The sequence below is a fragment of the Corallococcus sp. AB038B genome (assembly GCF_003668955.1).
GTDB classification, from domain to species: Bacteria; Myxococcota; Myxococcia; order Myxococcales; family Myxococcaceae; genus Corallococcus; species Corallococcus exiguus.
On record NZ_RAWO01000015.1, the window covers coordinates 66,927 to 86,915 of the forward strand.

Consider the following 19,989-nt stretch of genomic DNA (forward strand, 5'->3'; position numbering starts at 1 on the left):
GGGTCGCGGCCCCTTCCGCCTGTGAAGGAGGTGCCGGGTCATGACGATGGACATGTCCCGGTATCTGGGCCTCTTCATCTCGGAGGCCACCGAGCACCTGGAGGCGCTCGGACGGGACCTCGTGGAGCTGGAGCGCGAGGCCACCGCCAGCACCGTGGACTCGATGTTCCGGCACGCCCACTCGGTGAAGGGCATGGCGTCGTCCATGGGCTTCGAGCCCATCGCGATGCTGGCGCACCGGGTGGAGGACCTGGTGGACGCGGTGCGGCAAGACCGCAAGCTCCTGGACCGGGACCTGGTGGACCTGCTGCTGAGCGCCACGGACACGCTGACGGCCCAGGTGCGCGCCGTCTCGTCCAACCGCGAGCCGGAGCAGGCCGAGGGGTTGCTCAATCAGTTGAGCATCCGGGTGCAGTCGCTCACCGGCCACGCTCCCGCCGCGACCCGCGTGGCCCATGTCACCGCGCTCAAGCCCGCGACCCCGTCTGGAGGAGATGACGGGGAGGGCTCGGGAGGGGGCGAGGGCCCTTCGGGTGCCTCGGGTTCGGGGACGCCGGGTGGCTCCGCCGGGCCCGCGTCGGGTTCGGGGACGCCGGGCAGCGCGGCAGGTGCCTCGGGCGCCTCTGGTGCGGCGGCTTCGGGCTCGGGAACCTCCGCGTCGAGCGGGGCCGGGCCTTCGACTCCGGGAGCCTCTGTTTCGGGAACGTCCGGTGGTGAGGCGGCCTCGGGAACAGCCAGTCCGGGCGTTTCCAGCGCGCCGCCGCCCTCCGCCCTGGCGGTGATGCCGCCGGCCACGCTCATGCCGCCTCGCGACCTGAGCGGCCCTGAGGCCCTCTACGGTGCCCCGGCCGCGCGGTCCCTGGCGGTGTTGCCGGAAAACGACCTTTCCGCCTCCGTGGTGGCGCTGGCCTCGGGGCTCAAGGCCGCCGCCAGCGGCGTGGACGGCAAGGCCGGCGCTCCCCGCTGGTCGGTGCGCCTGCGCATCTCTCCCACCTGTCAGGTGCCCGGCGTGCGCGCGTTCCTCGTGCACAAGCGGCTGTCCTCCCTGGGCACGCTGGTGGACCTGCGCCCCCCTCTGGAGGAGCTCAAGGCCGGTCGCATCCCCGATGGCTACATCCAGGTGGATGTGGAGACCGGCGTGGGCGACGCCGGCATCCAGGCGGCCCTGCGCAACGTGGCGGAGGTGGAGGTCGTCTCCGTCGCTCCGGCCGTCCCGGAGCCGCCCGTGCTCCCCGTCGTCGCGCCCACGTCGGACCCGGCGCGCGCCACCGCGGACGCGGGCTCTCGCACGGTGCGCGTGCGCACGGAGCTGCTCGACTACTTCCTCGACACGGTGGGTGAGCTGATGCTCGCCACCGCGCGCCTGCGCGAAGTGGGCAAGGTGCTGCCGGAGAACACGCGCCCCGCGCTGGAGGAGGGCGTCTACCGGCTGCACACGCTGGTGAAGGACCTGCACGACAAGGTCATGAGCGCGCGCATGACGCCGCTGTCGCTCATCACCGACCGGCTGCCCCGCGCCGCGCGCGACCTGGCCCGCCGCAAGGAGCGCGAGGTGGAGCTGGTCATCACCGGCGCCGAAATCGAGTTGGACCGCGCCATCCTCGACGAGCTGGCCGACCCGCTGCTGCACCTCTTGCGCAACTGCATCGACCACGGCCTGGAGTCCCCGGAGGAGCGGGCGGCCGCGAAGAAGTCCGCGCGGGGCCGCGTCACCGTCACCGTGCGCCGTGCGCGCGACCGCGTCATCATCGACATCGAGGACGACGGCCGGGGCATGGACCCCGCGAAGCTCAAGGCCTCCGCGCTCAAGCGCGGGCTCATCACCGAGGACGCCGCCCATCGCATGGCGGACCGCGACGCGTTCCTCCTGTCGTGCCTGCCGGGCGTCTCCACCGCCAAGGACATCACCGACATCTCCGGCCGCGGCGTGGGCATGGACGCGGTGAAGCGCGTGGTGGAGAGCGTGGGCGGCACGCTCGAAATCGACAGCGAGCGCGGCCGGGGCACGACCTTCACGCTGCGCCTGCCGCTCACCGTCGCCGTGGTGCACCTGCTCCTCGTCGAAGTGGGCGAGGAAGTGTTCGGCCTGCCCATCGCCAAGGTGGTGGGCGCCACGGAGGCGGATCCGGAGTCCCTGAGCCGCAGCCGTGAGACGGCGCTCCTGCCGCACGGCAATGGTCTGCTGCCGGTGCACGCCCTGGAGACGCTCCTGGGTGTGCCCGCGTCCCCCATGCCCGGCTACCGGCCCTTCGTGGTGATGGAGGGAGACGCCGGCACCGGCAAGGTGGCGCTGGCGGTGGATCGCCTCCTGGGGCAGGAGGAAGTCGTTCTCAAACCCTTGTCCCGTCCCCTGGACTTGCTGCCGGGACTGTCCGGCGTGACCATCCTGGGCAGCGGTCGTCCCGTGTTCATCCTGGACGTCCCGAGGTTACTGACCGCGTGAGCCCCCCCCTGCCCAGTGACGCGCAGCTCGACGCCCTGCGCGAGGTGGCCAACATCGGCTGTGGACACGGCGCCAACGCGCTGGCCCGGCTGGTGGGTGGCCGCGTGGACCTGTCCATCCCCGAGGTGCGCGTCACGGACGCCACCCAGGGCCCCGCGCTCTTCGCGGACGACGCCCCCGCCGTCGCCGTGCGCCTGGGCATGACGGGCGAGCTGCGTGGCTCGCTGGTGTTCGCGCTGCCGTCCGTGGACGCGGAGGCGCTGGAGTCCGCGCTGGTGCGAGGCCACCCCGCGTCCCCCGAGGAGCGCGAGAGCGCCCTGGCCGAGGCCGCGAACATCCTCGCCAGCGCGTGTCTGTCCGCCATCGGGCGGCTGACGGGCTGGCGGCTGTTGCCCTCCGTGCCCCAGCTCCAGCGCGGGCCGGTGCGCCCGGTGCTGGCGGGCGTGCTGGGCGACGTGGAGCCGGGGCCGGGCGTGGTGCTGGCGGCGCGCTTCTCGGCGTCCGGCCCCACGCCGCTGGGCGGACAGATGCTGCTGGTGCTGGAGCGCGGGAGCGCCCAGGCGCTGCTGTCCCGGCTGGGCCTTTAGGTCCGCCTGGAGGCGCGGGGGCGGCTGGGGTAGACCGCTCGCCCATGGACGAGAAGGCGCTCAGAGCCCTGCTGGGCCAGGTGAAGACGGGCAAGGTCACCCTGGACGACGCGGTGGGCAAGCTGAAGGACCTGCCGTACGCGGAGCTGGGCTACGCGACGGTGGACACGCACCGCAACCTGCGGTTCGGCTTCCCGGAGGTGGTGCTGGGCGAGCCCAAGACGGTGGAGCAACTGCTGGGCATCGTCGGCGCGCTGGTGGAGCGCAAGCAGACGGTGCTGGTGACGCGGCTGCAGCCGGACAAGGCGGAGGCCCTGGTGGCGCGCTTCCCCAAGGGCCAGTACCACCCGGTGGCGCGCATCTTCCACCTGCCCCAGCGCAAGGTGAAGGCGGGCCGCGTCGCGATTGTGACGGGCGGCACCAGCGACATCCCCGTGGCGGAGGAGGCCGCGCTCACCGCGCAGGCCATGGGCGCGGACGTGCGGCGCGTCTACGACGTGGGCGTGGCGGGCATCCACCGGCTCCTGCGCCGGCGTGAAGAGATTCAGGAGTGCCACGTCGCCGTGGCGGTGGCGGGCATGGAGGGGGCGCTTGCGAGCGCGCTGGGCGGCCTGGTGGGCATCCCGGTGGTGGCGGTGCCCACGTCGGTGGGCTACGGCGCGAACCTCGGGGGCATCTCCGCGCTGCTCTCGATGGTGAACTCGTGCGCCTCCAACGTGGCCACGATGAACATCGACAACGGGTTTGGCGGCGGCTTCTACGCGGCGCTCATCTCCCGCACCAAGGGACGGAGCTGACAGGCCATGCGGCGCATCCTCTACCTGGAGCCCGTGGGCGGCATCGCCGGGGACATGTTCCTGGCGGCGGGCATCGACCTGGGCGTGTCGCCGGACGCGATTGCGCAGGCGCTGTCCGGCCTCAACGTGCCGGGCTGGAAGCTGGCGGTGTCGCGCGCGGTGCGCCACGCCATCAGCGGCACGCACCTGGATGTGGTGCTGGACGCGAAGGAAGCGCACCCGCACCGCGCCTACGCGGACATCCGCCAGCTGATTGAAGCCGCGCCCACGCTGCCGGAGCGCGCGAAGGCGCGGGCCCTGGCGGTGTTCCGCGCCATCGGCGAGGCCGAGGCGAAGGTGCACGGCGTGTCCATCGACGAAATCCACTTCCATGAAGTGGGCGCGGTGGACTCCATCGTGGACATCTGCGGCGCCGCCGTGGTGCTGGAACTGCTGGGCGACCCGGAGGTGCACGCCGCGCCGCCGCCGCTGGGCAGCGGCACCATCCGCGTGGCGCACGGCCAGATGCCCATCCCCGTGCCCGCGACGCTGGAACTCCTGCGTGACGTTCCCGTGCGCTTCGAGGGCGTGGGCGAGCTGACGACGCCCACGGGCGCCGCGCTGCTCAAGGTGCTGACGAAGATTGGCCACCCGCCGGACTTCATCGTGGAGAAGGTGGGCTACGGCGTCGGGACGAAGGACTTCCGCGATCGGCCCAACGTGCTGCGCGCGTCGCTGGGCCGCGTGGAGACGCAGGCCACCGAAGGGCTGTGGGTGGTGGAGGCGAACCTGGATGACGCCACGCCGCAGCTGCTGGCGCACCTGGTGGAGCGGCTGTTGGAGGTGGGCGCGAAGGACGCGTGGGTGGCCCCGGTGGTGATGAAGAAGGGCCGGCCGGCGCACCTCTTGGGCGCGCTGGTGGAGGGTGGCCTGCGCGAGGCGGTGGTGGACGTGCTGTTGCGTGAGTCCACGTCGCTGGGCGTGCGCTACCACCGGGTGGAGCGTCACGCGCTGGAGCGCGACTTCGTGGAGGTGGACACGCCCTGGGGCAAGGTCCGCGTGAAGCGCGGCCTGCGGGACGGCCGGGTGCTCAACGCGCACCCGGAATTCGACGACTGCGTCCGGCTGGCCCGGGCTGCGGGCGTGCCGGTGAAGCAGGTGATGGCCGCCGCGATGGCGGCCCTGATTCCCTGAGGCTCGGGACGCTGACTAAGCCGGCTGCGCCAGGGTGATGACGCCGAAGGCCGCGCCGCCGGGGTCCGTGACGACGGCGATGCGGCCGTAGGGTGAGTCGAACGGCGGCATGATGACCTTGCCGCCCTTGGCGCTGACGATGGCCGCGGCCTTGTCGGTGTCGGCCACGGAGAAGGTGGCCATCCAGTGGGCCGGCACCTGGGCGGGCGTCCTGTCGTCGAGCTGCATCACGCCGGCCGTCTCCTTGCCGTCCTTCCTCAGGACCCAGTACTGCATCTGCTCCTCCGGCATCTTGTCCGCCGTCATGCCGAAGAGGTCCTTGTAGAAGGCGACGGCCTTCGCGCCATCGCGCGTGTTGGCCTCGTGCCAGGCCATGGCGCCGGGCTCGTTCACCAGGCCCGCGCCGTTGAACAGGTTCGGCTGCCAGAAGCCGAAGGCCGCGCCGGTGTTGTCCGTACAGAAGGCCATGCGACCCGCCTCCATGACGTCCATGGGCTCCATCATCACCTTGCCGCCCAGCTCCTTCAGGCGGGCGACGGAGCGGTCCACGCTCTCCACGGCGAAGTAGGTGTTCCATGCCGGCGGGAACGGCGCGTCACTGGGGCGCGGCATCATCGCAGCCACGTGCTGGCCGTTCTTGCGGGCCATCGTGTAGTAGCCGTTCTCCTTGGAGCTGGGGTCGAACGTCCAGCCGAACAGCGCCCCGTAGAAGTCCTGGGCCTTCTCCATGTCCCACGCCGCCAGATCTACCCAGGACACCGTCCCCGCAGCGTGCTTCGTCATCGCAGGCATCGTCGCTCCCCTCGCTGTGCGCCCGGAGGAACCCGGGCTACCTGCAAGGTAACAGCGGATCGGAAGAGGACTGAAAGGATTTTCAGTGCTGCCTTGCGTCAGCGAAGAGGCTGACGCGCGAGCCCCTGCGCGAACGCATCCGTGTTGCTTCCCACCACGCACACCGGCAGGTCCTCCACGACGCCGCAGCGCGCGCCCGCATCGAGGAAGGGGCGCACGTGCTGCGGCAGCACCACGTACGCGGTGCTCGCGTCCAGGCCGCCCGAGGGCAGTCGCGCGCGGCACTCCGCCGCCAGTGCCTCCGGCGTGCGCGACGCGTAGCCGCTGTTGAACGTCAGCTTCAGCCGGTACGCCTGATACGCCAGCGCGTTCACCAGCGGCTCGTCATAGCGGCACACCCACTGCACATGCGGCGGGAAGAGGGCCAGGTGTTGGTAGGGGCCCTTCAGCGCGTCCCAGTCCGCGGAGGTCAGTCGCTGGAAGCGCACGGGCTTGAAGAGGGCGCTCTTCTCCTCGCGCACGTCGTACGCCTGGAGCGCCAGCGCCACCGCCAGCGCGGCCACGGTCACGGCGGGCACGCCGCGCCACAGGCGCGCCACCAGCAGCACCGCGCCGACGACGAGCAGGTAGTGCAGCGGCCAGACGAAGCGGCCGGACGCGCGGAACGCATTCGTCGCCTTCACCAGCGGCGCATACAGAGCGCCCAGGTCCACCACCGGCTGGCCCAGCCACGTCACGCGCGACGACAGCGCAAAGACGGCCATGAGCAGCACCACCACCGCCGCGGGCAGCACCCGGCGCCAGTCCAGCGTGCGCGCCTCCCGCCTGCGCGCGAACAGGCTCACGAAAGCCACGACGCCGAGCAGCAGCGCCCCCGCGCCCAGGTAGCCGAAGCCCTCGCCCTGCCGGGGCGCGGCGGGCAGGTCCGGCAGCAGGCGCCCCCAACCCATGGGGTTCACCAGCGTGGCCAGGTCCGCGGAGAATTCCCCGAAGCCCTCCGCGCCCAGCCCGCCGCCGCCGAAGTAGCCGAAGAGGGCGAACAGCCCCACGTCCAGCGCCGCGATGCCCGCGCACAGGGCCGCGACGCGCGCGGGGCCGAGTTTCCGGCTCCAGACGAGCCGCACCCCGAGCGACAGCGTCAGCGGCATCAGCATGCCCACCCAGTACGGGTGGGTGCCTGACGCGATGGCGTTGAAGAGGGCCGCGAGGCCCAGGCTCCGCGTCGCGGTGCGCGCGTCCGGGATGTCCCGCAGGTTGAGCCACAGCAGGGCCAGCAGCAGCCAGTGCGCGCACAGCGTGGGGTGGCCGAAGCGCGCCGCCATCACTGGTGACAGCGCCAGCAGCGTGCCGCCCAGCACCATGGGCACCGGACGCGGGGACACCGTCTCCACCAGCCGCGCGCCGAAGTACCCCATCAGTGCGTAGCACAGGGCCAGCCACGGCCCGGTGTACTGGAAGTCCACGGGCAACAGCGGCGACAGGGGCTTGAAGATGAGCGCCAGCCACGGGTTGCCGTCCGTGAGCGCCACCGACGAGCCGTACGGGTAGAAGTGGTTGGGCGCCGCGCCCAGCGGCAGCGTCCAGTCCGCGTTGCGGAAGAAGAGCCAGCCGAAGATGTGCGCGGCCCAGTCCTCGCGCATCATCCAGTCGATGCGCGTGGGCGGCAGCACTGGCCCGCCGCCCAGCCACAGGAACCAGCCCAGCCCGCCGAGCACCGCCAGCGCTCGCGCCACGACGAGGGCCCGGTGGGAGGTGGACGCGGAGGGCGGGGGACTCAGGGAGGGGACGGACTCGCTCAAGGCGCGGCGACTGTAGGCGCCCGCTTCCGTGCCCCGCAACCGCGCGCTTCCCGCGCGGAGTTCACGGGCAGTAGCGCGCGTAGCGCAGGCCGCGCGTCGTCTCCATCGTGCCGCCGTCTGGCGGGTAGTAGTAGTGCACGTAGGAGAAGCCCACCTGGAGCCGGTCCTGGGCGTCCATGTGCACCGCGGAGGAGGCGGGCAACGCATTCCCGCCGTCCAGCGTCTCCAGGGTGAGCGGCAGCGTCGAGCCGACGGAGCTCGTGCCGTACAGCGCCTTCACGACCAACTGGCTGGTGCTCCCGCTGAAGTCCGCGTTCGCGTCCGCATCATCCAGCAGGACGTTGCGGAGGGTCGGATGGGCGGCGTTTCGCGACAGCGCGGGCCCCCGGCTCAGGAAGGCCCCGAGTCCGTACGACGTCCAGCCGCTGGCCTCCTTCGTCCATAGCCACGCCCCCTGGGTGTCGGAGCCCACCACGGAGGGACGTCCCTCCGAGTCCACCTCGAGCGCGATGCGGTAGCGCGGGGAGCTCAAGGGAATCCGCCAGTCCAGCGGCTCGACGAGCCACGCCCCCGACGTGTTGCTCGCGTACACGACCTGGTACTTCCCCATATTGTCCATGCGCACGAACACGATGTGGACGTGCCCGGCGGCATCCACGGCCATCCGTTCGCGGTCTCCCTTGGCGCCCACCGCCTCCAGTGGCGCCATGTCCCAGCTCCCGGTGCTGGAACGGGTGCCGTGCAGATAGCCCACCTGGGGGTAGGGCCGGCCAATGAGCAGGTGGGGCGCGTCCTGGGCGTCGAGTGTGATGGCCGCCGCCCAGCCCTCTCTCAGCACCTGGGACCGCCAGATGCCGCCGGTGTCGTGTGCGTAGCCGACGTTGTTGCCCTGCTGGAACAGCACGTGGTGCGTGCCGTCCGTGGCCACGGCCATGTACACGTCATAGGCGGTCCACACGCTCTCCAGACGAACCGGGACATCGCCCGGCCGGGTGGTGCCCACGTGGAGGCGGGAGTTCTTCGAGTAGGCGTAGTGGCCCACGCCCTGCGCGTCGAAGACGAACGCGGAGATGATGATGTCGATGCCCTCGTCCAGCACGCGGGTCGTCCAGCCTGGGCCGGTGCCGCACTCGCCGCCATCCGTGCCCGAGTCGGGGAGCGCGCCGCCATCGCCTCCGTCCGTTCCGCCATCCTCCTCCCCGGCGTCGGGGCGGGTCACCACGAGCTGCACGCAGGTGCCGGAGGCGTTCCGGGTCACCTGGCCCTGCCCGGACTTGGAGACCCCATTCGTGCAGATGGGGTCGCAGCCGGCCAGCAGCACGGTGGCCACGGCGGCGCTCGACAGCGCGGTGTGCATGAGGAATGAACGGGACACGGAAGGACCGTCAGGGCTCGAGATTGGCGCGGTGGGCGCGGACAGCGGCGCACCCACGCACGGACACGGCCGGGCCCGACGGCCCGCGTCCGCTAGCGCCTCAGTGAGATTTCCAGGCCGTACTGCCCGTCCATGACGGTCTTGCCGTTGGCGGTGACGCGATCCACGCCCACCTGGGCTGAAAGTCGCAGCGGCATGCCCGCGAACCGCCCCGTCACGCCCGCGGCCACGTGGCCGGTGAGCAGCGCGGGGTCCGCCTGGCGGAAGCCCGGCGCAGTGAGGCCCAGCAGCCCCCAGCCCAGCCCCACCTCCGCGAACAGCGGCGTGTTCGCGGGACGCTCCAACCCCACCAGCCCCTCCACCGTGAAGCGGTGCAGCCGGATGCCGTCCTGGGCCGCGAGCGGCGTCACGCCATACGCCCCGCGCACGCCGTAGTAGAGCAGGTCCATGGAGGACGGCGTGCGCCACGACAGGCTGGGCCCGGCGGAGAACTTCGCCAGCCCCAACGGCGAGCGCCCCGCGCCCAGGCCCAGCTCCAACCGTGATGTCCAGTCGGACGCCGCCGCCACGGCCAGCGGGGAGCGCGCCCCACCGATGACGGACGGCTGGAAGGGATTGCTGAAGTCCACCGGCACCAGCCCCACGGCGGCGACGTACTCGTCGTAGAACGACCGGTCCAGCGGAACGGCGAACAGGCCCCGGCGGAGCGCCTCCTCCGCGGGACCTCGCTCTTGCAATTCGCGCGGACGCAATTCGGGCGTGCCCGAGGACAGCTGCGCCAGCGTGACGCGCGCCTCCGCGTTCGGCGCGCGCACCCAGTACACGTCGCGCGGCGGCAGCAGGATTTGCGTCCACTGCTGCGGCGAGCGCCGCACGTCCACCAGCCGCTGGCCGTCCGCGTCCTCCACGGAGAGGCGCGCGTACTCGAAGCCGGCGGGGAAGGTGACTCGAGGGCCTTCAGGCGCGGGGCCCACCAGCGGGCGGCGGGGCTCGGCCGTGGGCGCGAAGGCGTTGACGGACAGGCGCGCGGGCATGCCCTTCACGCCGTGCAGCGAGGCGGCCACGAACGCGGCCAGCTCGCTGTACTCCACCTGTCCGTCGCCGTTGATGTCCGCGCCGCCCAGGAGGCCGGAGCGGGCCACGTGGCTGAAGACGCCCGCGCGGATGCGGGACCACTCGTGCGTCTCGCCGTCCTCGCTCTCCGCGAAGAGGGCGCCCACGTGGGGACGCGACGCCAGTTGCTCGCGCGCGAGCACTCCGCGCAGCTCCGCCAGCACCGCCGCGTCCGGCGTCCCGCCTCGGCTGCCCACCACGCCGGAGGCGCGGCACGCATCCGCGATGACGTGCACGTAGTCCGCGCCCAGCGGATCCACGACCTCCGAATAGAGGCTGCTCCGGTCCAGGCGCGCATCGGCGAGCGTGAAGTAGGCGCGGCCCGCGTCGTCCGTGTTGCCGTGGCCCACGTAGACGATGAGCACGTCCGTCTGGCGTCCCGCCGCGCGGTCCGCGAGCGTCGCCGCCTGCAGCCGCTTCACGGCCTGCTCCACCGCGGCGCGCGTGGGGGCCTGCGCGGACTTCAGCACCAGGCTGCCGCCCTTGCGCGTGGGCTCGTCCGGGTCGACGAGCAGCGTGGTCTCCACGCCCAGCCGTTTGAGCGTCTCCGCCCACAGCACGCCGTCGTCATCCGCGTAGCGCAGCGGCGCGAGCGCCGGGTCGTCACTGCCGTTGTGGGCGATGACGAGCGCGCGCCGCACGGTGTCCGCGAATGCCTCCGGCGCCGCCATCAGCAGCGCTGCCCCCAGGAGGACTTCCAGCTTCTTCATGGAGAATCCTTTACCCGGACCTCCTGCCTGAGCACCACCACCCCCACTGTCGTCCCGCTGCGCAGGGCTGACAGGGTTGCGTCCGGGTGCTCTGAGAACGTGGCGGTGACCTCCGCCATATCGGAGCCCGCGGGCAGCGCGACCGTCAGCTCCAGGGGGCGCTCCTCGCCGGCCTTGCCGCTGAGCGGGAAGGGGCCGTTGACCTCTTCGTGGCCGCCGGCGCGCACGCGCACCGCGACGTGGGTGTAGGGCGGACGGGCCCCCGCCGCGAAGGCCAGCGTGGCGCCCGGGGTGCACGCGGCCCCAGCGCGCAGCTCGCGCAGCGACTGGCCGGGCTTCGCGCAGAAGACGCGCAGGACAGCCTGGGCCACCGGTGCGGTGGACGAGGCCGGGTCATGCACGGCCCCCCGGACGCTGAACTCGGGTTCGGTGGGCTCGATGGAGGCGGTGGGGCCGAAGGACGAGGGGGTCACCATCACCGCGAGGAACAGGGCCGCGAGCGTGGCGCCGAGCACCGCGAGGGTGGGCCACCGTGCGGGGGCGGCGTCCGGGGGCGAGGCGGCGTTGAGGGCGGCTTCGAGTCCCGCAGCGGTGAGGGTCTCCAGCTCCGTGGAGGTGGGGGCGTCCGTCTGGCCGGACTCGAGGACGCGGTGGGCGCGGGCCCACCTGTCGTAGCGGGCGCCGCAGCGGGCGCAGGCGTGGGCGTGACGTAGGAGCCGCGAGGATTCGGGGGCGGACAGCTCCCCCAGGGACCAGCGCGTCAGTCCCGCGTCCACATGTCGCTCGTACCACTTCATGGGAGGCTCCCGAATGGGATGGCGCACAGCAGGGCCAGGGTGGCGAGCAGGGCGCCCAATTGCAGGCGTCCCGGGACGGTGTCGCTGTCCAGCCAGCCCGAGTCCTTCAGGTGTTCGGTGAACTGCAACCGCAAGCGGCGTTCGCGCACCCGCACCTCGCCGCGGGTGAGCTTCAGCTGGTCGGCGGCGGACTCCTGGGACAGGCCGTCCATGAAGCGCAGCTGGGCCAGGGCGCGCCCTTCGGCGGGCAGGGCCTCCAGGAAGCGGCGCACGATGGAGCGGACCTCGGCGCCCAGGGCCTCTTCCTCCGGGCTCTTGTTCTCGGTGGGAGCGTGGGTGAGCTCCGGAGCGTCATCCAGGGGGATGGCCTCCCGGGCCACGCGGCCGGAGGCGCGCATCAGGTCGATGGCGGTGGAGCGCGCGACGGTGAGGAGGAATCCCAGATAGGGGCGCACGCCGTCGTAGGCCTGGCGCATGTGGGGGCGGAAGGCCCGAACGAAGGTCTCTTGATGGGCGGCGTCCAGGTCCAGCGGCGTGAGCGCGATGGAGCGGGTGCCGGTCTCCGAATGGACGGAGAAGCGCCGGGACAGGTAGCGCAGCACTTCGGGTGAATAGGTGCGGTAGACCTGGGTGAGCACGGCGGTGTCACCCCGGCGGAAGGCCTCCAAGACTGACCGCTCGGTTCCTGGCAGCACGCGGAATGCTCCGTCTCATGGAGGCGCCCGGCCGGGCCCCTTCTGGAAATGAGATACGAAATGACCCCGAAATTCGGGTCGTCCCCACACGCACGGCGCGCGTTTTATTGAGCCCGGGCCCGGAGATGATTGCCAAACCGGCGTTGGCCTCCGGAGCCAAAGGCCGTGGGTTCGAATCCTGCAATGAGCCTGGGGGAGGTTCGCGGAAGCAGGGGAGGCGGAAGCCGTCACCCTGTCCGCGGACAAAAAAATGGAGGCCGAGACCCAAGGGGATGAACGACTCCCGGATGGGGACGGCCTCCGTGAGAGGGCGGTCCAGTGACCTGCTCGAAAAGTAAGGCGCTCGGTGATTGAAGGCAAGGACAGCTCACAGCTGGTGGCGGCACGTCTTCTGGAGTTCTTCGCGGCTTGGACCCCCTGGTTTCGAGGGCTGTGGGAGGTGGGAACGGTGCTCAGCCTCCGCGAGCTGTTGGAGGCGGTGGAGGCCGTCCCGGCGGGCGTCCTCTCCGACAAGGCGGTCGAGTGGCTGGCGAATGAATTGTCTCGGACCCTGGGGCCGGATGAGGGCATCGCACCGCAGTCCCGAAGCCTGCTGCAGCGCCTGCTCGGCTCGCCGTTGAGGCCCCGCTCGGGGGAGTTGCCCGCGGTGCACCGTCTCACCGAGGAGATCGAGGCGTCCTACCTGTCCCGTTGGGCGGAACAGCTCGCGCGGGGCATCCCGGTGAAGCCCGAGCGGGTGGCTCGCGCCGTCGCCTCCCACCTGCTGGATGCAGGGTTCAGCCCCGACTTCCTTCATCGCTGGCTGACCTACCGGCTCGTCCACTCCACGCAGACCTATCGCCTATCGGAGTTGCTGGAGGAAGCGCATGTCCTGGCCCGCACGCCGCCCTCGCGCTTCCAGGTCCTCGTGACCGTGCGCAGCGCGCTGGGACTCCAGGGGCTTCCACCACGAGAGTGGTGTGACGCGCCCACGGTTTCGAAGTGGCTCCTCACGAATGGGTTCGACACCACCCACGTCCGGCAAGGTGGAGGCTGGTTGCTGACGGTTCAAGCCCGAGATGTCTTCTCCGCGGCGGAGCGAGCCTCGGAGACGGTGGAGAAGCTGGCCGCCCGGCTGCTCATTGGCGCAGGCCATCCGATGCGGCTTGGGGAGCACGCGTACGTCGAAGGCATCCGGCAGCCGCTGCCGCTCCGTCGGCATCGGCGGGTCGAGGTTCGCAGTCTGGAGCGTCAGGACCAGCTCTTCGCGTCAGGGCCGCCCAGCCGTGTCGACGCGGCCTTCGAACTGCTAGGTCAACTGGACTCGCCCGCCGTGGTCGCGGTGGCCGCGGGATGGGCCGCCATCGAGGCGTTGCTGGTCGCACCCGAGGATGGCCAGAAGTCACCCGCGGGTGACCGGTTGGCTTCACTGGTGGCGTGCTCGTTTCCCAGAGCGGAGCTGACGTTGCTGGCCTCCCTGCAAGTCAGGAGCAGTGCCAGCACTCTTCAGGAACAGCTCCTGCGGTGCGAGAGCAATCACGAACGCGCATCCTTGCTTGGGGCGGCCATCCATCAAGCCCAACCGCTCACCTGGAAAGGAGCTGTCTGGAATCACCGGGCGGCGGTCGCACGCATGGAGGGGCTGCTCAAGGATCCTCGCAAGAAGTTGAAGGACGTGGAGGGCTATGCGGTGCGGGCATTCCGCCGTCTCTATCGGCAGCGCAACCTGGTGCTGCACGGTGGGCAGACGAACGCAGTGGCCCTCCGCGCCAGCTTGCGGACGGCGGCGCCATTGATTGGCGCGGGCATCGACCGCATCGCGCATGCCTGGTTCCGCCATGGCGTTCAGCCCCTGGAACTGGCCGTGAAGGCCCGTCATCGACTGGAGCTGCTGGAGCCCAAGGAGCCCCTGGCGGTCCTGGATCTGCTGGAGTAGCGCGGTGTGGACCGCTCACGCTTTGCCGTCCAGCGTTTCGCCCGTCCACCATTCCGGAGAGGTCTCCTTCCAGCGGAGCGTGGAGGGGCGGCCGAAGAGTTCCACCAGCGTCTGTTCCATCCGGGCCCGGGCCTCCTCGAACGAAGTGGAGGGAGCGCTGTCGAGCAGCCTCCCATCCGTGACGCCTTCCTGGGTGTAGATGGCGTAGCGCCAGCCCTCGGTGGGCTTGGGGTGGTAGAGCACGACGGAGCGGAGCGCTTCGTTCGCCAGGATGTTGCTCATCCCCTGGGGCTTACCTCAGGCGCATGGCCGTGAGGTCCGCTACGGGAACGCGTCCACCACGGTGTAGCCCACGCTCCGGGGCAGCAGGGCGGTGCCGGGTTTGGAACTTGGATCCTTCGGCCACCAGCCGTCGCTGTTCCCGAGGACGAAGCAGACCGGATGGGTGCGGCCGTCAGGCGTCTCCGCTCGGGTGTAGCGGCCCACCACGTGTTCTCCCTGCGTCCACAGCTGCCCATACAGGAGGGTGCCAGCTGGAAGGCCGCCATGCCGCTCCTTCTGGACGCTCACGATGTTCCCGTCACTCACGGAGACCAGGGTGGCATCCGTGCGGAAGGGGTAGCGGACGTCGAGTGTGATGGCCGCCTTCCCATCCCGCCACAGGTCCAGCTTCTTCATCGACTCCAACGCCTCCGAGGAACAGCGTTGGGGCTTGGGCGTCACCTGCGCGCCTGCGCAAGCGATGAGCGTGGATACCGCGCCGACGGCCAGCTTGCAGCCTCGCGCAAGTAAACGGGTTCGGACGGGGGATTCAGGCTTCGAGGGACTGATCATGGCTTCCTGCTCCAATGGAAGCGGCGCAGGGGATGGAGGGGCCGCTTCGGACGCGGCAGCTTGGTCGGGCCCAGGCCCCCGCGCCACGGGAGGCGGAGAGGGATGCGCCGGCGCATCGACGCTGACCTTGGAGAAGGCCCCCAGACTCCAGGCCAGCCATCCCAAGGCCAGTACGAAGGCGACTCCCACGGCCCCCCGGCGCCAGCGGGCTCGCAATGTCTGACGGTGCCGACCCGCGCTCGCGGCGAGGATGGCCTGGGCTCCCATGCGGGCAACATGGGCGGGGGCCCGGCGGCGCAGTTCGCGTGCTTCGCGGATGCGTTGGAGCCGGTCCAGGCGCTGGAGACGTGCGTGCTGGAGCGGCACCTCCTGACCGGGAGCCACGGGCCCCACCATTCCGGGCGCGTCCTGTGTCGTGCGTGAAGAAGAGGAGGGCGGTGTGGCCCAGTCGAACAGAGGTAGGTCCCAGGATGCATCCGCATGGGCCAGGACCTGATGCAGTTCGGAGGCCAGTGCGGATGCGCTCGGAGGCCTCTCCTCGGGCGCAAAGGCGAGCAGGTGGGTGACGAGCGAGGTCAGTGCCTCTGGCGCATGCGAGCCGGGCCAGGCGCGCGTCGGTCCCTCACCATTCAAAAGGAGCGCCGGGTAGGTATCGGTCAACAGCCGGTGGAAGGTGACGCCCACGGCGTACAACTCATCCGCCACGCCATAGCGAGGACACTCCTGCGCAGGCATTGAAGGCATTGCCAGCCGCCAGCGGTGGAGCTGCGGGCTCAAGTAGTGCGCCGTGCCGGGAGGAAGCTGGCCGGTTCCGGTCAGGGGCGGTGCGTCCGGATGCCAGCCCGCGCCCCAGTCCAACAAGGTGAGGCGTCCATCCGGCTGGACGCGGATGTTGTCTCCCTTGAAGTCGCGGTGCAGGACGCCGTGTCGGTGCGCGAAGCTCAGGATGTCCGCAGCCTGGACGAGCAATGCACCCACCTCGCGAGCCGTGGGGTTGCGAGCGTGGGCCCACTCATACAGCGACTCGCCGTCCACGTGCTCCATCACCAGGAATGGGTAGCTCCCGGAGCCCGGCCGCCAGTTTCCCGAGGCCACGAAGCGAGGCACTCCCGGATGCCGCAATCGAGACAGCACCGCCGCTTCGCGTGAGAACCAGGGGCTATCGGGTTGGCGAGCCAGCTTCAGGGCGTATTGCCTTCCGCGGGGAGTGCGCTTCGCCTGAACGACGTAGACCGTGCCGTATCCACCTGACGCCAATCGTTGGACGACACGCCAGGAACCAATGAGCGTTCCGGCAGGAAGTGCATCCGCCATGAGCAGCCGCATGGCAGGCAGGGCCGCGCCGAAAGCCTTGTGGGCGGGCTTCGTGGAGGTGTGATGCTCGGACCTGACCGGATCACCGGGCGTCGCCTCATGCGAACTCATGGCGACACCTGTTCCCAGCGGATGCCGCGTTCGCCCTTCACATCCAAGAGTTCCAGGGTGAAGTGCGTGCCTGGAGGCAGGTCCGGCAGCGCGTTCCACTCCACCACCACGGTGGAGAGCTCTCCAGGTGCCAGCTGTCGCACCTGCATGAGCAGGGGACTCTCACGGACGGGAATGTCACCCGCGTCAGGTCCCCGAGGTGTCACGCGAGCAAAGCCTGGGAGCCAGGGGGCCGCTCCCATGGGATTGCGCAAGGAGGTGGCGAGGGCGCGGGTGCTCGCGGTGCGGTAGAGCACGTGGGGACCCTCGGCGAGGATGCCCAGGCTCACAGGTGGCTCACGGATGTAGTTCACGGTGATACCCTTCTGGGTCACCGCCCCCGTCAACACCGCCCCACCCAGTCCACTGAGCGCGCACTGCGCACGCAGCGTCGCGAGCCCCGCCTCGGTGACCGCGCAACGGGCCCGCAGGTCCGCGAGTTCCTTCCCCAAATCCTGCGCGGTGCGTCCCTGCCGGAGCACCTCCACCTGCGAATCCACCTCCGCCGCCACGGTCGTGAGCACGAAGCCCACCTGTGCCGGAGCGCCGGGCCCCACGAAGCGCACGGTGATCACCGGTTCCTTGCCCACGGGAACGTCCATGGACGCCTTGAGGACAAGCACGTCCTCATGCACTGCCACGCGGGAGAAGAAGGGCGCGAGCACACTCCGGTCCACGGACTCTGGAACGATGGGCGCATCGAAGGTGAGGGTGGTCACCTCATGGGCCGCGACATGCAGCGGATGAAGCACCGGAGGCTCCTCCGAGCGCAGCGTGAGCTGCCGGGCCTTGCGTTCCCTGACCACGGGAGTGCGGGACTGCGCCACCGCAGTGGTGCCCATCAGGATCGTCAGCACCAGGGGAATGAGCGAAGTGGACAGCGACATCACGGGTCACCTCCATCCTTCAAACCTAACAGATAGGGGTGACACGCATGAGAGGCCACGGGCCTGGGAGGCTTTTGGTTGCGGCGGCTGGACAAGGAAAACCCAGCCTACCTCAAGGATTCCATGGTGGGGTCCCTACTCTGCAGTCACCTTCTCGACAGGGTGTTCGTCCCGAGCGGGCTCGCGCAGCCATGGAAGCGCTGCGGATGCTCCGCAACGCGCAAAGCCCGCGCAACCCGCAGGCGGGCATCCCTGGCCGAGTGCTTGCAATGCGTGGCGCCGCCACAACCCACCGCCGTCGAACGACGGCCCCTTCTCCCTGGACGACATGACTTCACGACGCTTCATCGCATCGCTGGTTCTGACTTTCTGTCTCGGCGCATTGCCGGCGGCGGCCCAGGAGCCCTCGGGGGCCGGGCTCGCGCTGGGTGTGCGCGGCGCCTTTGGCATTCCCGTGGGTGACGCCTTCAATGACCTCGCGTTGAGCGACACGTTCGGCACCACGGTGGCACCGCAGGTGGACGTCTCCTACTTCTTCACCCGGCAACTCTCGCTGGGCGCCTACTTCCAATACGGAATCGCGGCCGGGCCTGGCAACGAGTGCGCGGACAGCGTGAACTGCACGAGCAAGGTCCTGCGCTTCGGCATCGACCTGGACTACCACTTCCGCCCGGACGGCTTCGTCTCACCCTGGGTGGGCGTGGGCGTGGGCTACGAAATCGGGTCGTGGGAGTTTGGCGAGGGCGCCGAGAACACCCGGCTGGAGCTGCGTGGCTATGACCTGGGCCACGCCCACTTCGGATTGGACCTCCAGCTCACCCGCTCCATCGCGGTGGGCCCCTACATCTCCGCGTCCGTGGGGCAGTACGACAAGCTGTCGGCCCGCCTGGGCACTGTCTTCGAGGAGAATGACCGCGACATCATCAGCGACCACAAGCAGCTCCACGTCTGGATCCAGCCGGGCGTGCGCGCGCAGTTCCGGCTGTAGTCACCACCGTGAAGTCCTCACTCCTCCAGGGGTGACACGCATGGGAGTCCACGGGCCTGGGAAGCCGTGGACACGGCGTCTGGGGAATGAAAACCCAGCCTCCCTCAAGGATTGCGTGGAGAAAGGCCTACTCGGCCTTCGAATTCTCGGCTGGAGGTGCTTCGCGAAGCGGAGACGGAGCCTGTTCCTCGGTGGGCGGAGCAGGGCTGTCAGCGGGGGCCTCTGCTGCATCGGGCTGCACTTCCATGGGGACGTCGGGGGTGCGCGGGGCCTTTGCAACCACCTCGCCTTGGGGGGTGACAGCGTAGACCTGCCACCAGTCGAGGACCCGGCCATTGGGACCACCACACCGGCTAAAGCGCTGTTCCACGGCGACGTAGTACAGGCCGATGGTTGGTCCGGTGAAGACGGCGACATCGAGGCCCTGTTCCGGGCTCGCGCAGCCATGGAAGAGCTGCGGATGGGGATTGGTCCGGATCACTTCCCGCAGCGCTCCTGCTGCGGCCACCGTGGCACCCGCTTCGGTGAAGGGGAGGACGGAGGTCGAGGAACGTTCATCCGGCCACTGCACCTCTCCCGTCCATGAGGGCTTGTGCCGAACGCATCCGCCAGTCAATGCGATAAGCCCTGAGAGTAGGAGTGCCTTGCGCATGGTGACGTTCACTCGTTCAGGAGCCGCAGGGTTCCGGGACGGCACTGGGGCGCACTGCTGAAAGGAGGGGGCCAGTCGAGGCCGTCCAAACCTGTCCGACTGTCGGACAAGTTCGTGTGGATGCCGCTAAGACCGCCGGCCCGTCTTCCGCGCGAAGAACGCACGGTTGAACGTCGCCACGCCCCACATGCGAGGGTCGTCCGGGAAGTGCTCCTTCGCCAGGGAGTCATCGCTCTGTTCCGCCAGCCAGCGGATGAACGCGTCCCGTGACTCAAAGATCCGCTTCGGCTGGGAGTCTCCCTGGATGTACCGCAGCCCCTGCGCATACGTGCCATCCCCGGACCGCCACAGCGCGCGGGACACCCCCTCGCGCGGGTCGACGGTGATGGACAGGTCCGCCCCCGCGTCCAACAGCTCCGCCACCCGCTGCGCCAGCGCGCGTCCGTAGTGCCGCGAATCGAAGTGGGCCTCCGCGCGGGCCTGCACCTTCGCGTCATGCTCCCGCGTGACCGCGTCCGTCATCTGGATGCGCGGCGCCGCGTGCGCGTCGCAGACGATGGCCAGCGCGATGTCCCCCAGCCCGGCCGCGGACGCGTGGTGCCACCGCATCAGCCCCTGCACCTGGGCGCGCGGCGTCTCCGGCAGCGAACCGAACGTCAGCGCTCCGTCCGGCGCCGTGAAGATCAACGTGTCATCCAGGAGCTCCCCTTGATGCTTCAACGAAGCGGACAGCTCGATGCGGGCCAGCCCACGGGCTTCGCGCTCGGCGCGCAGCCAGCGGACGATGTCGGAGTCTTCGGTCAGGCGGGAGGACATGTCTTGCTCCAGGACTCTGGCACGGTGTGGACCTGCCATGAGTTGAAACGAAAGACTGACATTCCTGTCGCGCTTTGGTGCTGTTCCAATGCCCCCAGGCGTGCGAAGCCCTGGCGCCCGCATCCTGTGAACCCTGGCCGTGGGCTTGCAAT

At 70.3% G+C, this 19,989-nt stretch carries 17 protein-coding genes and 1 tRNA gene; 7 read left to right on the forward strand and 11 right to left on the reverse strand.

The genetic code is table 11. The features are described 5' to 3' along the window. Window positions 1-40 precede the first annotated feature (40 nt). Genes D7Y04_RS36860 through larC form a run of 4 tightly spaced genes read left to right on the forward strand, consistent with a single transcriptional unit; the run spans window position 41 to window position 5,000 of the window. Complete coding sequence (locus D7Y04_RS36860; protein WP_121762364.1) at window positions 41-2,443, forward strand: chemotaxis protein CheA; 2,403 nt, start codon at window positions 41-43, stop codon at window positions 2,441-2,443. Next, window positions 2,440-3,030, forward strand: a complete 591-nt coding sequence (locus D7Y04_RS36865; protein WP_121762365.1) for a chemotaxis protein CheC — start codon at window positions 2,440-2,442, stop codon at window positions 3,028-3,030. Before D7Y04_RS36860 ends, D7Y04_RS36865 begins: the two co-directional genes overlap by 4 nt. Before the next feature lie 44 nt (window positions 3,031-3,074). Next, complete coding sequence (gene larB / locus D7Y04_RS36870; protein ID WP_120599423.1) at window positions 3,075-3,827, forward strand: nickel pincer cofactor biosynthesis protein LarB; 753 nt, start codon at window positions 3,075-3,077, stop codon at window positions 3,825-3,827. A 6-nt stretch (window positions 3,828-3,833) separates the two neighbouring features. After that, window positions 3,834-5,000, forward strand: a complete 1,167-nt coding sequence (gene larC / locus D7Y04_RS36875; RefSeq protein ID WP_120599422.1) for a nickel pincer cofactor biosynthesis protein LarC — start codon at window positions 3,834-3,836, stop codon at window positions 4,998-5,000. A gap of 15 nt (window positions 5,001-5,015) precedes the next feature. On the opposite strand, the gene D7Y04_RS36880 is transcribed toward larC, so the two are convergent. From D7Y04_RS36880 to D7Y04_RS36905, 6 genes are all read right to left on the reverse strand, one after another. Then, window positions 5,016-5,783: a VOC family protein gene (locus D7Y04_RS36880; RefSeq protein WP_158620819.1), complete on the reverse strand. Its 768-nt coding sequence runs from the start codon at window positions 5,781-5,783 to the stop codon at window positions 5,016-5,018. A gap of 107 nt (window positions 5,784-5,890) precedes the next feature. Continuing rightward, window positions 5,891-7,591: a DUF6311 domain-containing protein gene (locus tag D7Y04_RS36885; RefSeq protein WP_233601748.1), complete on the reverse strand. Its 1,701-nt coding sequence runs from the start codon at window positions 7,589-7,591 to the stop codon at window positions 5,891-5,893. Between the two features lie 61 nt (window positions 7,592-7,652). After that, window positions 7,653-8,966: a hypothetical protein gene (locus D7Y04_RS36890; protein WP_147477276.1), complete on the reverse strand. Its 1,314-nt coding sequence runs from the start codon at window positions 8,964-8,966 to the stop codon at window positions 7,653-7,655. Between the two features lie 92 nt (window positions 8,967-9,058). After that, window positions 9,059-10,789, reverse strand: coding sequence for a caspase family protein (locus D7Y04_RS36895; protein ID WP_121762367.1), 1,731 nt, complete (start codon window positions 10,787-10,789; stop codon window positions 9,059-9,061). After that, the gene (locus D7Y04_RS36900) at window positions 10,786-11,586 is read right to left on the reverse strand and encodes a hypothetical protein (protein ID WP_199749792.1); all 801 of its coding nucleotides are present in this window, start codon (window positions 11,584-11,586) and stop codon (window positions 10,786-10,788) included. Before D7Y04_RS36900 ends, D7Y04_RS36895 begins: the two co-directional genes overlap by 4 nt. Further along, window positions 11,583-12,281: an RNA polymerase sigma factor gene (locus D7Y04_RS36905; protein ID WP_120596465.1), complete on the reverse strand. Its 699-nt coding sequence runs from the start codon at window positions 12,279-12,281 to the stop codon at window positions 11,583-11,585. The genes D7Y04_RS36900 and D7Y04_RS36905 overlap by 4 nt, the downstream gene beginning before the upstream one ends. 116 nt (window positions 12,282-12,397) lie before the next feature. Here D7Y04_RS36905 and D7Y04_RS44665 point away from each other — a divergent pair. Together D7Y04_RS44665 and D7Y04_RS36910 are read left to right on the forward strand one after the other, a co-directional pair. After that, window positions 12,398-12,468: transfer RNA gene (locus tag D7Y04_RS44665), tRNA-Arg, on the forward strand. A gap of 159 nt (window positions 12,469-12,627) precedes the next feature. After that, window positions 12,628-14,196 (forward strand): integrase, encoded by a 1,569-nt coding sequence (locus D7Y04_RS36910; RefSeq protein WP_121762369.1) that lies wholly within the window; start codon window positions 12,628-12,630, stop codon window positions 14,194-14,196. 15 nt (window positions 14,197-14,211) lie between these two features. On the opposite strand, the gene D7Y04_RS36915 is transcribed toward D7Y04_RS36910, so the two are convergent. From D7Y04_RS36915 to D7Y04_RS36925, 3 genes are read right to left on the reverse strand one after another with little or no spacing between them, the layout of a single operon-like run. Then, on the reverse strand, window positions 14,212-14,478 hold the full coding sequence (locus tag D7Y04_RS36915; RefSeq protein ID WP_121762370.1) for a hypothetical protein: 267 nt from the start codon (window positions 14,476-14,478) through the stop codon (window positions 14,212-14,214). 39 nt (window positions 14,479-14,517) lie between these two features. Then, window positions 14,518-16,455: a serine/threonine-protein kinase gene (locus D7Y04_RS36920; RefSeq protein ID WP_121762371.1), complete on the reverse strand. Its 1,938-nt coding sequence runs from the start codon at window positions 16,453-16,455 to the stop codon at window positions 14,518-14,520. Further along, window positions 16,452-17,381, reverse strand: coding sequence for a DUF2381 family protein (locus D7Y04_RS36925; protein WP_121762372.1), 930 nt, complete (start codon window positions 17,379-17,381; stop codon window positions 16,452-16,454). Before D7Y04_RS36925 ends, D7Y04_RS36920 begins: the two co-directional genes overlap by 4 nt. A 328-nt stretch (window positions 17,382-17,709) precedes the next feature. Between D7Y04_RS36925 and D7Y04_RS36930 the strand changes: the two genes are divergently transcribed. Next, on the forward strand, window positions 17,710-18,369 hold the full coding sequence (locus D7Y04_RS36930) for an outer membrane beta-barrel protein (RefSeq protein WP_158627654.1): 660 nt from the start codon (window positions 17,710-17,712) through the stop codon (window positions 18,367-18,369). 127 nt (window positions 18,370-18,496) lie between these two features. Here D7Y04_RS36930 and D7Y04_RS36935 read toward each other — a convergent pair whose 3' ends face one another. After that, window positions 18,497-19,021: a hypothetical protein gene (locus tag D7Y04_RS36935; protein ID WP_120596485.1), complete on the reverse strand. Its 525-nt coding sequence runs from the start codon at window positions 19,019-19,021 to the stop codon at window positions 18,497-18,499. A 126-nt stretch (window positions 19,022-19,147) separates the two neighbouring features. Further along, window positions 19,148-19,837, reverse strand: coding sequence for a hypothetical protein (locus D7Y04_RS36940; RefSeq protein WP_120596472.1), 690 nt, complete (start codon window positions 19,835-19,837; stop codon window positions 19,148-19,150). Window positions 19,838-19,989 lie beyond the last annotated feature (152 nt).

What these genes read in the sequence shown, in the direction of transcription:
- D7Y04_RS36860 (WP_121762364.1), top strand. Translation starts at nt 41, where the DNA reads ATGACGATGGACATGTCCCGGTATCTGGGCCTCTTCATCTCGGAGGCC.
- larB (WP_120599423.1), top strand. Translation starts at nt 3,075, where the DNA reads ATGGACGAGAAGGCGCTCAGAGCCCTGCTGGGCCAGGTGAAGACGGGC.
- larC (WP_120599422.1), top strand. Translation starts at nt 3,834, where the DNA reads ATGCGGCGCATCCTCTACCTGGAGCCCGTGGGCGGCATCGCCGGGGAC.
- D7Y04_RS36880 (WP_158620819.1), bottom strand. Translation starts at nt 5,783, where the DNA reads ATGACGAAGCACGCTGCGGGGACGGTGTCCTGGGTAGATCTGGCGGCG.
- D7Y04_RS36895 (WP_121762367.1), bottom strand. Translation starts at nt 10,789, where the DNA reads ATGAAGAAGCTGGAAGTCCTCCTGGGGGCAGCGCTGCTGATGGCGGCG.
- D7Y04_RS36900 (WP_199749792.1), bottom strand. Translation starts at nt 11,586, where the DNA reads ATGAAGTGGTACGAGCGACATGTGGACGCGGGACTGACGCGCTGGTCC.
- D7Y04_RS36915 (WP_121762370.1), bottom strand. Translation starts at nt 14,478, where the DNA reads ATGAGCAACATCCTGGCGAACGAAGCGCTCCGCTCCGTCGTGCTCTAC.
- D7Y04_RS36920 (WP_121762371.1), bottom strand. Translation starts at nt 16,455, where the DNA reads ATGAGTTCGCATGAGGCGACGCCCGGTGATCCGGTCAGGTCCGAGCAT.
- D7Y04_RS36925 (WP_121762372.1), bottom strand. Translation starts at nt 17,381, where the DNA reads ATGTCGCTGTCCACTTCGCTCATTCCCCTGGTGCTGACGATCCTGATG.
- D7Y04_RS36930 (WP_158627654.1), top strand. Translation starts at nt 17,710, where the DNA reads ATGACTTCACGACGCTTCATCGCATCGCTGGTTCTGACTTTCTGTCTC.
- D7Y04_RS36935 (WP_120596485.1), bottom strand. Translation starts at nt 19,021, where the DNA reads ATGCGCAAGGCACTCCTACTCTCAGGGCTTATCGCATTGACTGGCGGA.
- D7Y04_RS36940 (WP_120596472.1), bottom strand. Translation starts at nt 19,837, where the DNA reads ATGTCCTCCCGCCTGACCGAAGACTCCGACATCGTCCGCTGGCTGCGC.